General features: G+C 66.3%; 6 protein-coding genes. 3 read left to right on the top strand and 3 right to left on the bottom strand.

Annotated elements, in window-relative coordinates; all coding sequences use genetic code 11:
• Positions 1-543 precede the first annotated feature (543 nt).
• Positions 544-8,337 carry a ricin-type beta-trefoil lectin domain protein gene (locus VT52_RS39445; RefSeq protein WP_143070926.1) on the bottom strand — a complete coding sequence of 2,598 codons (7,794 nt, stop codon included), beginning with the start codon at positions 8,335-8,337 and terminating at the stop codon, positions 544-546.
• Between the two features lie 456 nt (positions 8,338-8,793).
• On the bottom strand, positions 8,794-8,976 hold the full coding sequence (locus tag VT52_RS38190) for a hypothetical protein (protein ID WP_167377749.1): 183 nt from the start codon (positions 8,974-8,976) through the stop codon (positions 8,794-8,796).
• A gap of 106 nt (positions 8,977-9,082) precedes the next feature.
• Between VT52_RS38190 and VT52_RS27585 the strand changes: the two genes are divergently transcribed.
• Positions 9,083-12,964: a LamG domain-containing protein gene (locus tag VT52_RS27585; protein ID WP_167377748.1), complete on the top strand. Its 3,882-nt coding sequence runs from the start codon at positions 9,083-9,085 to the stop codon at positions 12,962-12,964.
• A 230-nt stretch (positions 12,965-13,194) separates the two neighbouring features.
• Positions 13,195-13,740 carry a hypothetical protein gene (locus VT52_RS27580; RefSeq protein WP_071387684.1) on the top strand — a complete coding sequence of 182 codons (546 nt, stop codon included), beginning with the start codon at positions 13,195-13,197 and terminating at the stop codon, positions 13,738-13,740.
• On the opposite strand, the gene VT52_RS27575 is transcribed toward VT52_RS27580, so the two are convergent.
• The gene (locus tag VT52_RS27575) at positions 13,697-14,488 is read right to left on the bottom strand and encodes an IS5 family transposase (protein WP_071387683.1); all 792 of its coding nucleotides are present in this window, start codon (positions 14,486-14,488) and stop codon (positions 13,697-13,699) included. The genes VT52_RS27580 and VT52_RS27575 overlap by 44 nt on opposite strands.
• Here VT52_RS27575 and istB point away from each other — a divergent pair.
• Positions 14,396-15,304: an IS21-like element helper ATPase IstB gene (istB, locus tag VT52_RS39440; protein ID WP_276207974.1), complete on the top strand. Its 909-nt coding sequence runs from the start codon at positions 14,396-14,398 to the stop codon at positions 15,302-15,304. The two genes, VT52_RS27575 and istB, sit on opposite strands and share 93 nt — an antisense overlap.
• The last annotated feature ends 20 nt before the right edge of the window (positions 15,305-15,324 follow it).

The raw sequence follows: 15,324 nt of genomic DNA, 5'->3' as shown, positions 1-15,324 counted from the left end.
CCACCCTTTCAATCTCAGCGTCATCTACTGCCGTCAGACACCCCAGAGGCCCCATCGGAAACAAATCCGATGGGGCCTCCGTAATTTCACTTGATGGCACCTAATCGATCAGCGCCGTCAAAATCCAGACTTCATATTCCTCAGTTGTCACTCCGCATGAAACGCGGCCGTCGAGGGACATCGCAACAAACTCCGGCTCTCCTTCCATGGACCCAAGTCGCTCAGCAAGCCTCATCGACTTGGTGCGTCGGACGTGTGCCCATGGGGCATTCGCTGCACCCACACCAGCCACGCTGATGAGAAAGTCACCTCGATCTCCAAATAGTCCAACTTCCTCGGACAGTCGCACCCATTGATCCTGCACCTCAGAAAGATGAGTATTCGCATCTCGGATGCGAACCCTAACTGCAGGCTTGGCCCCACCGATGATAATTGGACGCCACGCCGCCATAGGCTCCGGGACTTCCGCCAACCATGCACTATCCAGGACGTCAAGGCCCGCCGACTCCAGCAATGACCTGCGTGCTTCGAGATCCAAGAAACTCACCCGATCGATTCATAGTACATGTGGTGCGAGCCTTCCACCGGGGAATATCGCTCAAATTCGGAGGCCATATCCCAGCCGAAGTTGACACCATCGCGAGTCGGGTCTGTTTTCGGCTGTCCCGCATGGAAGTGAGGGAATGGTGCATTTGGATCATTGGTGTGCTCGGCGATTAGACGGGATCCACCCTCCGTTTCAAACTGTTCGTAGATCCCATGCGCACCCGGATTTGAATCAAACCTATAGCCAGGCATCCCGCGCTGGGTCACATCGTCACCAACCGTCCATACCGAATCCGGGACTGCGTCAGATGGAATTCCTGCCCGACTGTACGCCGCCGCCTTCGCTTCAGACCGTGTCGCAAAAGTTTGATTATCCGGACCGCACCCGTTGGAATTGTGGACCAGGATCGGCGTGCCGCCCGCCAGCACATAGTACGTGTGGAGTTGCTGGACGGTGAGATTCCAACGGTTTGCAGTGCCCGGCGTGATGTGGGTGGTGACGACGTGGACATGGCCGTTGGCGGCGGTGTTGAGGGCGTCGCCGATGTGCAGTCGGCCAGCGGGGAGCCAACTTCGGGCGGTGTCGTCCCAGAAGGGGTGGTTGGCAGTGGTGTGAAGGGTGGCGGTGTGGCCGGTCTTGGTGCGGATCGTTACGTCGAGCAGGTCGTGGTCGTGGTTGATCCATACGTGCTGGACGGTGCGGGGGCCTCGGTGTTTGCCGGTGGTCGGGTCGCCGGCTTCCACCTTGTCGCCGGTTTTGACCGCGGCGATCGCCTTGGTCTTGCCGTGCGCCATCAATACGCGGGTTGACGGGCTGAAGCTGCAGCGGCCTTCTCCGGTGCCGGAGGCGCCGGTGGCGGGCTCGCTGGGAGCTGCGGCGGTTGCTGTGGCTTCTTCGGTGGTTTGGCTGACGACGTTTTTGACCTCGGCTGCGGCTGCGAGGCCGTCTTGGGCGTTGCTGGCATCGGCCACGGCCGCGGCGGCTGCCCCGGGGGCATCGCCTCCGTCGCTGACTGCCATTGTCGCAAGGACTACCGCTGCTGCGGCGCCCTTGTACGCGTCCGTGTTGGGGTTCGCGTGCAGGGCATGCGCGGTCACGTGGCGTGGCTGTATGTACATCGGTGGACCTGCGATGCCCGGGACCATGCCATTCGCCACGTCATGGGGCACGTTGCCTATCGCCCAGGCGGGGTTGTATTGCTCGACGAGGTTGATGACTTCATCGAGCGCCCCGGCTATGGCGTCGCGGAGTGTGCCCGACGTCGGCGGCCCGTTTTCTGCCATCTGCTGGGCTTCGCAGACGTCGCCACCGAACTTCGACGCGACGTTGCAGACGGGCCCGCCGGCCGGAGCTGCTGTGGTGTCTCCGCTGGAGGTCGTGGTGCCGCCGTGCCAACTCGGGTCGGTGGGTGAGGAGCCGCCAGTACCGCCGGTTGGGGGTCCGCCGAGCACATCTCCCGGCAGGAACAGGCCACTGGGGTCGGACTTGCTGGCTGGGTCGTCGCCGGCGTAGGAGTAGCCGCTCATCTGGTTGGGGTCGCCGGCCTCCATCAGGGGGTCGGCAGTAAGGAAGCGGCCCTGGACGGGGTCGTAGTTGCGGGCGCCGAGCAGGTCGAGGCCTGTGGTGGGATCGGCGGGTTTGCCGAGGTAGCCGTGGTTGTCGGCCCAGGTGGGCGGCTGCGGGCCGCGTGGGTTGCCGTAAGGGTCGAAGTAGCGGCGGGTGACGGCCAGGTTCGACGCGGCGATGTCTTCCGTGGCGGTGTTCTGGGCGTTGGAGACCTCGTAGCTCAGCTTGCCGTCGGAGGAGCGTACTTCGGTGATGCCGTCTGGGCCGGGGTAGTACCGCTGGCCGGTGACGGTTCCTGCGCTGGTGTTGAGGGTGAGCTGTTCGGCGCCGCCGAAGAGGTAGAGGATCTTGCTGGTTGGTGTGGTCTGGAGGAGTAGGCTGCCGTTGGCGTCGTAGAGGTAGCTGGTGGTCTGATTCTTGCCGCCGGACGGTGTGGTTACCGAGGCGGTCCGGCCTTCGGCGTCGTAGGCGAGTGTCTGGGTGGTGCCAGGCAGGACGGTGCCCATCGTCACGTTCGTCCAGCGCTGCGCCTGTGTCCCGTTGCACGTCCAGATCTGCAGTTGTGTGCCGTTGGTGGTGGAGGCTGACGGATCGTCCAGGCATTTGCCGGACGTTGTGTTGACCAGCGAGCCGTTCGCCCCGGCCTTCCACTTCTGGCTGGTACCGCCGTTGCAGGTGGAGAGGTCGGTCTTGTTGCCGTTGGCTGTTCCGCCGCCGGATACATCGAGGCACTTGCCGAGCACGCGTACCGTGCCGTCGGTTCCGATCGTCCACTGCTGTCCGTCGGATCCGTTGCAGGTCCACAGGTCGATCTTGTTGCCGTCTGTGGTGGCGGAAGAGGAGTCATCGACGCACAGCTTGGTGCCCGAACGGGTCAGGCCGGAGACGAGCGGGCCCGAGGTGGTGACCGTGCGTCCGGTGGTGTTGCCGGCTCCGTCGTCGTAGTGCGGCGTCATCGTCGCCGTGCCCTTGGGGCCGGTGGTGGTGACTTTGGTTGCGGCGTTCGCCAGGGTGGCGGGGGAGGTGCCGCTGCCCGGGTAGGTCGCCTTCTGGGTGACGTCGTTCGCGGTGTTGCCGGTGGTGTCGTGCTGCACCTGCTGGGTGCGGTCACCGAGTGCGTTGTATGTGTAGGACTGCCAGTACGAGGCGGGGCCGCCGATGGTGGAGGCTGCGGGGGTGCTGGTCGTGCATCCGCCGGTGCTGCCGGCGCTGGCCTGGCTCAGCCCTGCGGTGTCGGTCCAGGCCGTCGTCAGCCGGTTCAGGTGGTCGTAGGTGAAGCACTGGGTGTCCGTGGTGCCGCCGGACTGGGCATCGGAGACCGCAGTGACGTCCCCTGCCTGGTTGTAGCGGTAGCTGGTGACGTCGAGCGCGGAGGTGGAGCTGGTCTGCAGGTTCACCGTGGACTGCGTGACTCGGCCGGTGGCGGCGTCGTAGGAGAAGGTCGGCTCGACCTGTTCCCCGTACAGCCCCCATCTGGTGTCGGTCACCTGGCCGAGTGGGGTGTAGTCAGTGGTGTCGAGGTAGGTTCCGTTGCCGCCGAAGCCGTCGAGTAGGCCTTGCAGGTCGTAGCCATAGCCGACGGTCTCGGTGGGAAGGCCGCCGTCCGCTTCGTAATCGGTTTCGGAGAGCAGCCCCATGACGGGGGTGTATCTGTACTTGACGGTGTAGGTGTTGGTCGTGCTGCCGGTGTTGTTGCTGGGGAATCCGGTCGATGCCGGGATGGTGGTGGAGGCGCCGGTGGGCCGGTAGTCGGTGGTGTAGCCGGTGATGGCTTGCGTGTAGGCGTCTCCGCCGGCGCCGCCTATGTAGCGGGTCGACGAGGTGGGGTATCCCTTGGCCAGGGTGTCGTAGGTGAACGACGCGAGTTGCTTGCTCGGGTCGGGGGTCGCGGTCCATGCACCGGAGTACTCGGCGGTCTTACGGTCCAGGACGTCGAAGGCGTAGGAGAGTGTCTGGCCGCGCGCGTCGGTGGTCTGCAGGAGGTTGCCGAGATTGTCGTACTTGTCGAACGTCGTGGTGCCGGTGTCTGGGTCGGTCTGCTTGGTCTCCTGGCCCAGCAGGTCGTAGCTGTAGGTCCACTTGTTGCCCGCGTTGTCGCTCATGGTGGCGACCTGCCCGACGGGGGTGTAGGTGTAGTTGGTGACGACCGCGTCGGATGCCTTGCCGGTCGGCGTGGACGTGTCGCTGTATGTCCAGGTCGCGGTGGTTTGGCCGAGGGCGTTGGTGAAGGCCGAGGTCGCCGTGCCACCGGGTGCCGGGGTGATGTCGGTGCGGTCGATGCCCGGGTAGGCGGTGGTGGACTGCCACTGCTGCGTTCCCTGGGACCACAGCTGGGTGGCGATCGGTCGTCCTTGCCCGTCGCGGACGGTGACCTGCTGTGAGGGCACCTGGTTGTCGTTGGCGACCCACATGGTGGTCGTCGGGGCGGTGCTGCTCTCGTAGTAGGCGCTGTTGGTCTTCCGCGCCCAGCCGTGGCTGTCGTAGAAGGTGTCGGAGATCAGCCGTCCGGACTGGTTGTTGGCGGTCGTGGACTGCGTCTGGCGCAGCTGCAGCATGCCATCGTAAATGTTGATGGCAGTGCTGTAGTTGCTGTCGTCACGCAGGGTTTTGGTGGTGACGGTGGGGGGTGCCGTGCCGTTGACGGTGTAGGTGAAGGTTCTGCTGGCGCTTTGTGAGGTCGAGCGTCCCGGCAGCCACAATGCGGTGCGGCGCCCGAGAGCGTCGTAGTCGATGGTGGTGGTGCGGCCGTTGGGGTCCGTGCTGGTCATCGTCAGGCCGCGCAGCGGATCCATGACCGCGGTCGTGGACCAGTCGTAGGGATGGGGATTGGTGGTGACGACCTTGGTCGGAAGCTGTCCGGTGGTGGGGGTGAAGGTGGTTTTGGTGGTGTTACCGGCTGCGTCCTGGACCTGGATGGCGCGCCCGTAGGAGTCGTGGGCGATCGCCTGGGTCGTGCGGTAGGCGGGGGCTCCGCCGCTGTAACCGGTGATGGTTTGGGTGGCTGTCAGATCGCCAGTGTTGCTCAGATGGCCGAACGTTCCCGGGTTGGTGACGGTACCGTCGCCGTCGTAGAGCATCCGCTTGTCGGAGATGGTGCTGCTGCCACCAGGGGTGGTGCTGCAGGGGCCGGCGACGGTGAGGATCTCGTCCGGGTAGGAGAGCATCATAGGGTTGCCACTGAGCGGGGTGGCGTAGCTGGTGGTGGCGCACTTCTCCTGGGAGGCCACGCTGACGTCGCCCTTGGCGTCGATGGTGGTGGGCAGCGCGTTGCTGTTGTAGGACGTGTCCGTCTCGGCTTCACGCCAGTTGCCGTTCGCGAGCAACCCGTAGGTCCGCTGCTGGCTGCTCTTGATCATGCGGGCGACGACGGCGGGCAGTGCGGACCCGCTGCTGTGGGTCGCGGTGGTGGTGAACGACTGCGGTAGGTAGATCTGTTTGGCATTCACGCTGCCGTCGGCTCGCGTGTAGGTGTCGGCCTCCAGCGGGGTCCCGCTCAGCCAGTCGCTGTCGGTGACGATATCTCCGACGCTGTCCGTCACGCTGACCGAGCGCTTGGATCCGTCCGCGCGGACGTCGCCGTCCATGCCCTGCAGGTATGTGGTGGTCTTCTGTGTGATCGGGTCGGGCGCGGTACCCGTGGTGACGGTGACGGTCCGGTAGCCGCGGAACTGGTCCCACGTGCGGTAGGTGTCGTCGGTCAGTTCGGAGTCGTCGCGATGCCAGGCCGGACCGGAGTATGTGTAGTTGGTGACCTGCATGGGCGAGCCCGTACCGGTCGCATCGGAGATGCCGACCGTCTGGACCCGGGTCTTGTTGAACCAGTCGGAGACAGGTGTGACGCCCCCAGGGACGGTCCAGTACACGTTGTAACAGGACCTCGTGTCGGCATCGGGCGCCGACGGCATCGTCTTGTTCAGCCGGGAGCAGTCCGGGTCGCTGTAGGAGACGGCGATGGACTGGCCGGTTTCCGTGGTGAGGGAGGAGATCCGCGGGTGGAATAGCGGCGGTTCGTTGCCGCCGTCGACCCGGTTGTCGATCTCAGTGCCGAGGAAGCTGACCTTCGGTTGCGTGATCGCGCTGCTGCTGCCACCGCCCCTGGTGTCATCACCGGTGTGCTGGATGGAGCTGAGCCACATCACCGACTGCAGTTCGCCCTCGTCGGCCGCGTCCTTGCCGGACTGGCCCGTGACCGGGTCAACGGTGCCGCCTGCGTCGGAGTAGGTCTGGGTCAGCTGGTAGGTGTCGACGTCCGTGAGGGTGCCGCCGATGTTGACCTGGGTGACGACCGAGTCCAGCCGGTCGGTGGACCAGAAGGACGGGGCCGTGGTCAGGCAGACGTTCGACCCGGTACCGGAGGTGGTGTCGGTCGATGCGCAGTTCAGGTCGTAGGGGACGTCCGGCCAGTTGGTGGCGGTCTTGTCGTTGAGGTTCGCGTACGAGCAGTCGGTGAATGTCGACGAGGTCTGGCAGCGCTGGGCCGTCTTGAACAGCACGCGCGCGCCGGGCTTGCTGCCGGCGGTCTCGTCCGTCAGTTGGTAGCCGTAGTCGATCTCGGTCAGGTAGCCGCCGCGGACATACTTGGTCAGTGCTCCGGAGCCGCCGGAGGCGGCCACTTGGCCACCACCCCGGTCGTAATGGTTGATTTCGGTGGCGTAGGTGTAGCGCTGAACGTTGGTGTGCGGGTCGACCACGAAGTCGAGATTGAACCGGTAGCCCATCGTGCACTGGGAGTCCTTGCCCTGACCGGAGTCGTAACAGGGGTCTCCTGACTTGGGGCTGTAGACCGGCTCGCCCCAGGCGCTGTTCGTGGCTGCGTCCGAGGTGGTGCCGGGGGCGTGGTTTCGTCCGAAGTAGTAGGCGGTGCCGTCGGTCGTGGTGACCTTGAAGTACTCGCCATTCCACAGGCCGTTGTCCGCCCCGCCGAGTTCCTCGATCTTGGTTCCGTCGTCGCCCTGCAGGTGCCAGGTCTGGGTCTCCTTGGGCGTGGAGGCGTTGCTGGAGTCGTCGCGGACCAAGGTGCCGGAGTGGCCGCCCAAGGACAGGGTTGCGAGCCAGCCGCCCCAGCACAGGTCGGCGGAGTCGCTGATGCCGTCCTGCTTGCACGGCTTGTAGGAGCGCTCGATGAAGCCGGGCGAGTACGACCAGCCGTCACCGATCCACGACGACTGGGAGTTGCGGGCTGAGGTCTCTCCGTCCTCGGACTGGGAGTCGTAGGAGAAGGCGACGGAAGGGGCCGCACCGCCGAGCGAGGGTGGCACGGCGACCGGGTAGGAGTAGGTGAACGCGCCGGTCCCGTTGGCGCTCCAGCTGCCCGAGGGGTTCAGGCTGGTGGCCGAGTAGTCGCCCTGCGAGCCGGAAGTCCCCGAAATCGCCTCGACAGCGGTCATCGGTGTCACCGAGGCGGAGCCGGCCCTGGCGTCGTGGAGGATGCCTGTGCCGGTCGTGCCGGAGGTCGTGGGACGGGGCAGGTTAAGAGTGGCCGTGAGTCTCTTGGCGACCGGGTTGTTGGTGGAGGCGAGCGGGGTGCGAACCCGGCAGGCGGGCTTCTGGGGCGTCGTCAGGATGCAGCCGGGTACGGACACCAGGTGCAGGCGGGAGGCGAACCCGCCGCCGTACGCCTTGTCGAGGGCGGAGTAGTCGAGGGTGACGGAGACTCGGCCCGTCGACGCGGCACTGTCGGCGCGTGCGAAACCGACCAGCATGCCATCGACTCCGACCGCCTGGGCCTGGGCACGGCCGGCCAGCTTTACGCGCACCGCGGCCGGCGCGCTCGGGGTCGCACCACGCTTCCTCACCGGTTGCCTGGCCGGAGCGACCCACACCGGCAGCTTGCCGGCCCGGACGGTGCGAGCCGCAGGATCACCTGCGGCCTTGTGCCTCGCTGCTGAGGTGGCAGCGGAGGACTTGCTGCTCCGGGCCAGAGCGATGGTGCTGCTGCCGGCTTGCGGCCACGCCGGGCGGGCGGCCCGGTAGGTCCGCAGCGGCTTGGGGGTCTTCGGTGTTGCGGTCACGCGTCCGCCCAGGGGGTGCCCGGCGACGCTGCGCGTCTTGTACGTCGGCCCCGCGCTCCACAGCTTGCCGTTGTAGTGATACTCCGGCAGCCCCTGCGCCACGGCCATCGGCACGATCAGCGCAGTGGTGGCAATGGTCGCCGTCGCCGCCGTGAGGCCATGCCCCCACATCCGTCTGCGTGCGGCTATGAACCAACGCAGCCCAGAACCCACCGTGAAGCCCCCCTGATACCGAGCGCCCCAAGGTGAAGGTGGAGACGAGAACCTGTGATGGCGCGGTGATGGTCAACCGCAGGAACATTATTGATCGCCCGTCAGTTCGGCAATAGCCTGTGCCGGCGGTCCCGATGGGACCCGTGGGCCCGCTTGTGTCACCCGACTCGACCGCCAACACCGGGCTCACCATGGGGGAAATACGTCCAGACCACCCGCCACCGCGGGCGTCGCTTCTGCCTGCTGGGACGCGACGCCTTACCTGATCCATACCTTGAAGGGATTCCCATGGGGGGGAAGAACACATCAGCGCCGCAGGCGATGGCGCACAGCACCGCACCAACTGACCGCCCTTGCCATCCTTGCGGCGCTGGTCCTCGGGGGAGCCCCCACCGCCGCCGCGAAATCCAGCGACCCTGTCCCCGGCAACCCGACCCAGAGTGCTCTGCTACAGGCTCAAGCAACCGGCAAATCCGTACCCGTCGACTCGCTGACGAGCGAAACGTCGGCAACCACGGCCAATCCGGACGGAACACTGACCACGACCGAATACGTCGAGCCGGTGCGGGTCATGAAGAGCGACGCCTGGGCAGCAGTGGACGCATCGCTCGTGAAGGACTCCGACGGTTCGTTCAGCACAGCGGCGACACCCAACCGCGTCACGCTCTCGGGAGGTGGCAGCGGTCCTCTTGTCAGCCTGACGGGCCCGGCCGGCCACAGCCTCTCCCTCTCCGTACCCTTCACCTTGCCGACACCGACCATCAACGGCAACACCGCGCTGTACGCATCGGTCCTGCCCGGCGTCGATCTCGACACCACCATCAGCGATCAGGGCGGCTTCAGCGACGTGCTGATCGTCCACGACGCCACGGCCGCCGCCAACCCCCAACTGCGCCGACTCACCCTGGCAGCGACCACCCAAGGACTCACCCTCGCCGGTACGACTGAGGGCGGGATGACCGCGAACGCGGCAGACGGCACCACCGCCTACACCAGCAGTGCCCCCATGATGTGGGACTCTGGCACCGCAACGACCAGCCTTCGCACCGCGTCACTGCGCTCGAACGACCCCGCGGGCCCCAGCTCGCCCGCCGACGGACCGGCACCCGGGGCCGACGTCGCGCCGGTGACCATGACGACCAGCCGCGACGGCCTCACCCTCACCCCCGATCCGTCCATGCTCACCGGCACGAGCACCACCTGGCCGGTGTACATCGACCCGGGCGTCGCCCCGAGCGAGACCACCAGCCACTACTTCGAGGCCCAGAAGGGCTGCAACTCCTCATCGGCCAGCTCCCATGAGTACGACTACCCGCAACGCTACGGCGAAGGAGTCGGCTATCAGCGCTACGCCTCGACCAACGGCGACTGCATCGGCGCCCAGCGCACGTTCTACCAGCTGAAAACCAGCAACCTCAACAGCAGCATGCACATCATCTCGGCGTACATGCATGTGACGGAGACCTACGGCGAAGCCTACGGCTGCTCGCACACCGCCCCCCTCACTCTCAAATGGACCAAGGGCATCTCTTCCGGTATGTACTGGGACACCCAGCCGAGCGCCCTCTCCACCATTGACACGGCAAACCCGTCCAGCGCCTACAACGGTGCCTACGCGAGCCAACCCACATCCTGCGGCGACCAGGACGTCCGCTTCACGGTCACCAGCAAGATCGCTGACGTCGCCAGGACCAACGCCGACACCTTCACCGTGGGCCTGTACGGCAACGAGGACTCCTCCGCCAGCGACATCGACTTCATGCGGTTCTCCACCAACCCCTACATCACCACCACCTACGACATCCCGCCAGACACCCCGACCGACGAGGCCACCACGCCCGAAGCACAAAACCCCTCCGGCGCCAACTGCGGCAGCAGCACCCGCGGATGGCTCGGCAGGACAACGCTGGACGGCAACACCAGCGACATCACGCTCAACGCCAAACTGAAGTCCAACATCAGCGGCGAGAACGTCAAGGCCGACTACACCGTCTGGGACGATCAAACCGCCAACAGCAGCGGAAACGCCACCACTGTCGCAACACCCAGCAGCGGCTACGTCGCCTCCGGTACCACGGTGCTCATCAACATCAAGACAACCGTGGAGGACGGCCACCAGTACGGATGGCAGGTCCGTGCCTACGACGGCACTCTGAATTCCGGGTGGAGCAGCCCGTGCGGCTTCAAGGTCGATTTGAGCCCCCCGTCCCAGGCCACAGTGACAGCGTCGAGTGCAGTGTTCCCGCCATCCGGAAGCGGCCGGACACCCACCGGATACGCGGGTCAGACCAGCAGCATCACCGTGGTCAGTACCGACCCCGTCCCCACCGGATGCACCCGCGGAAGCTGCCTGTCCAGCGATGTCTGGCGCTTTTGCTACGCACTGGACGTGCAACCAGCAGTCAACTGCCCCAACTACGTCACCGCGACGGACAACTCCAGCGGCACCCCCAGCGCATCGATCCCGCTCCACCCGACCACGTGGGGCACCCACACCCTCTACGTCGAAGCCCGAGACCACGCCGGCAACACCCAGGCGCTACCGACCACCTACACCTTCTACACCCCCTGGTACCCAGCCACCAAGGTCACTGCGGGCGACCTCAACGGAGACGGCGTACCCGATCTGCTCGGCACCACCAAGACCGGCGACCTCACGCTCCTGCCGGGCAACACCGACCCCGGCAACTCCCCCACCCTTGCCTCCACAGCGTCCCAGAGCCCCGACGGCAAGACCGGCTGGAACCACTATCTGATCACCCACCGCGGCAGCCTCAAGCAGGACGGCCTGGATGACCTGTTCGCCTACAACAAAGACAGCCACAACCTGTACGTCTACAAAAACGACGGCGCCGTCACCGCCGGCACCCCCGGCCACTTCACCAACACCGCGGACGTCTACGGCCCCCTGACCAGACCCCAGTGCCTCGCCACCGCGGACAACACCGACAACTGCAGCACCTACGATGCCACCGACTGGCGATCGGTGACCCAGATGATCGCCCCCGGCGATGTCTACGGGACTGGTCACCCCGATCTGATCACCATCGAGAACAAGCAGCTCTGGCTCTACAAGGGCTCAGCTCAGGACAGCAGCTACTTCGGCCCCGCCACCGACGGCACCGCCCGCACCACACCCGTACTGCTCGGCACCGGCGACTGGTCCCACTTCACACTCATCGCACCCGGAACCGTCAGCAACACCCCCACCCTCTGGGCCCGGGACAACGACACCGGAACCATCTACACCTTCCCCCTCACCATGGACAGCAACGGCCTGCCCCCATTGCTGACAGCGCCCACCTCTTCCACGCTGACGCCCGCGCTCACCGCCTCCAAAGGCACCAGCCTGTGCGCGGACGACTACCACGCCGCCACTCGGAACGGCAACAGGATCCAGATCTACGGCTGCAACAACACTCTCGCCCAGTCCTGGACCCCCGCCGCAGACGGCTCGATCCGCGTCCTCGGCAAGTGCCTGGACGTCACCCACGGCGACACCGCCGACGGCACCCCTATCGACCTCTGGTCCTGCAACGGCACCGGCGCCCAACAATGGACGCTCGGCCCCAACCACTCACTGGTCAACCCCCAGTCGGGCAAATGCCTCGACGACCCGAAAGCCTCCACCACGACCGGAACACAACTGCAGCTGTACTCATGCAACGGCACCGGCGCCCAAAGCTGGACCACCAGCACACCGGGCAATTGGTATGCCAACCGAGCCACCCCGCTGCCCGTCACCCTTCCACCCAATGACTACCCGACCGTCACCGCGCCCGGGAACATCAACGGCACCGCCGGCGGCTACTCCGGCCTCTACACGACGACACCAGCCGGTGCACTCATTGAGTACCCCGGTACCGCCCCGGACACGAACGGCGTGGCCGCCTTCGGCTCGCCCGTGACGGTCGGCTACTACAACACCGCGAGCGCCTCCTGGCCCCTGAACGACGCCACCGGCGCCAGCGCAGCCGATGCCATCGGCACCAACAACGCAACGCTCAAAGGGACAGCCACCTGGGCCAACGACTCACGCCGTGGAACCGTCCTCAGCCTGGACGGCACCACCGGGTACGCCGTGAGCAACTCCAGCGCACTTCAAACAGGAACGCACACCGATCCTGCAGACGGAACCACCACTGACAACGACAGCTTCAGCGTGTCCGCGTGGGTCAAACTCAACAGCCTGACCGGCAACTCCGATTTCGTCTCCCAGTCCGACAGCGCCGGCAACGCCAACGCCTTCCAGCTGTACTACTCCTCGGGCTCGCACGTCTGGGCATTCGACCGCCACGACGACGACACCACCGGCACCAACTTCACCGCGGTATACGGCTCCAAGGCCACCACCGGAACATGGACCCACCTCGTCGGCGTCTACGACGGCCCGAGCAACACTCTCAACCTCTATGTGAACGGCGTCCTCACCGCCTCCAAAACGTTCGCCGGCACCCCCTGGGACACAACCGGCCCCGTCCAGATCGGCCGATCACTCAACCAAGGCTCCTACGGTGAATGCGCCAACGCGGACATCAGCGCCGTACAGCTCTACAACACCGCAATCCCGCCCGCCGAGGTGAGCGCACTCGACTACGATCAGACCCCCTACACACAACTCAGCTAAACACCCACACCACCGGGCCCCGACTCTCCCAGAGCCGGGGCCCGCTCCGGTTCTCACAGGCCAGCGGCCAAGAACGGCAGGAAGACATCCGCCTTCCAACGCGGACCGGCGGCCCTCAGAGGCTGTTGTCTTTCCGTGCTTGAGGACGGCGTTTTCGCTGGTCGGGCGTAGGGCCGACGATCCTGTGGGAGTGGTGGTCTGTTGTGTCGCCGCTGCTGTGGAGGTCATGGATGCCGTCGGTCGTGGGGCTGCTGGAACAGCGCGAGCTCGTCGCTCGCCGTCGTGTGGACGAGCTGCGGGAGGAGGCCGACCGTATCCAGGCTGAACTGGCCGTGGCCGAGCGGGACTGGAAGGAATGGGCCATCGCTCGTTCGCGGGTGGGCGAGGTGCTTGCCCCGGCGGACGAGACCGGGCATGGCCACGGCCAGGCCGACCGGACAGCACCGACCGCCGATGGGCAGGCCAAGGAGGCAACGCCGGAAGCGGCGAAGACGAAGTCGCAGGTGCCGGTGTGGCGTGAAGGGCTTGCGTGGTCGGCGTTGCCGGCGGACTACCAGCGCATTCTCACAGTACTCGCGGACCGTGCCCGGCTCGGGCAGGGGCCGGTGACCTGCCAGGAGATGGCCGCCGCCTTCGGTATGGACGTGGTTCCGGCGCGGGTGGAGGCGCTGAGGTCGAAGGCGAAACGCCTGGTCGCGCGCGGTTGGCTGGCCGAGCCGGCACCGGGCCGGTTCACGCCCGCCCGCGGGGTGAACGGGCCAGGCGGCGGGTCATGAGCAGGGTCATCGACCAGTAGATCATCGCCTCGGCGCTGGTGGTGCGGCGTTCGAAGTCGCGTGCCAGGCGGCGACTTCGCATCAGGTGGGCGAAGAGACGCTCGACGATCCACCGCTTGGGCAGCACCACGAAGCCACGCGTGTCGTCGCTGCGCTTGACGATCGCCAGGACCAGGGCGAACGCGGCCAGGCAGTGCTCGACGAGGCTGCCGGTGTAGCCGCCGTCGGCCCAGATGATCTCCAAGCAATGGTGGGCGTCGGCGACTTGGTGCAGCAGGACCTGGGCGGCGGTGCGGTCGCCGACATCCGCGGCGGTGACCATGACGCCGAGCAGCAGACCGAGGGTGTCGACCACGACGTGCCGCTTGCGCCCGTTGATCAGCTTGCCGCCGTCGAAGCCACGGCTGTCCGATCCGACGACGGCGTCCGCCTTGACCGACTGCGAGTCGATCACGCCCGCCGTCGGCTCCGTGTCCCGGTCCAGGCGCTCACGGACCTGCGCGCGCAGCCGGTCATGGAACTCCTTGACCAGGGCGTTCTCGCACCAGCGGCGGAAGAAGGCATACACCCGGTCCCACGGCGGGAAGTCGGCCGGCATGGCCCGCCACTTGATCCCGTTGTCCACGGGATACCGGATGGCGTCCAGCAGCGCGCGGTGGCAATACCCTTCCGGCCGGCCGCCCCGCCCGCGCATCCAGCCCGGCACCGGCAGCAGCGGCCTGGCCTCGGCCCACTCACCGTCCGTCATGTCCGACGGGTACCGGCGCTGCCGCTCGGGACGGTCAGCCGCGTTGCCGTACAGGTGCGCGAGGCAATCACACGATGGAGCGGCCGAGTTGGACTGCCCGGCCATCGACACGGAAGACTGCGGCACCGGGGCCTCCTGTTGCTCTATGGATTCGACACCCACGAGCTGTTCAGGAGGTCCCTTCCTCATGCCCCCGCCACGGCAGGATCACCCGACCGGGAACCCGCGTTCGACTGCCACCACTCAAGATCGAAAAGACAACAGCTTCTCAACCTGGACCACCTGCCGTCGCTGCGGCGCGATGTCCTCGCGCACCTGGCGACCGGCACGTTCGTCGCGAAGGCGGAGAACGTGATCTTGCTTGGCCCGCCCGGGATCGGCAAGACCCACCTGGCGATCGGGCTCGGGGTGAAGGCCGCCCACGCCGGCTATTCGGTGCTGTTCGACACCGCCAGCAACTGGATCGCCCGGCTCCAGGCGGCTCACCAGGCCGGGCGTCTGGACGCCGAGCTGAAGAAGATCCGCCGCTACAAGTTGATCATCATCGACGAGGTGGGCTACATCCCCTTCGACCAGGACGCCGCGAACCTGTTCTTCCAGCTCATCGCGTCCCGCTACGAACAGGGCTCGGTGATGGTCACCTCGAACCTGCCCTTCGGGCGGTGGGGAGAGACCTTCTCCGACGACGTCGTGGCCGCCGCGATGATCGACCGCCTGGTCCACCACGCCGAGGTCCTCACGCTCACCGGCGACTCCTACCGGACCCGTCAGCGGCGCGAACTTCTCGCGAAGGAGAACCGCGCCAGCCGCGACTGAGCCGCCGCGGACAGCCGGTC

This window comes from Streptomyces malaysiense, from assembly GCF_000980885.2.
GTDB lineage: Bacteria > Actinomycetota > Actinomycetes > Streptomycetales > Streptomycetaceae > Streptomyces > Streptomyces malaysiense.
Note: the sequence above shows the minus strand (reverse complement) of the source record. Positions and strands in the feature narration are given on the sequence as shown.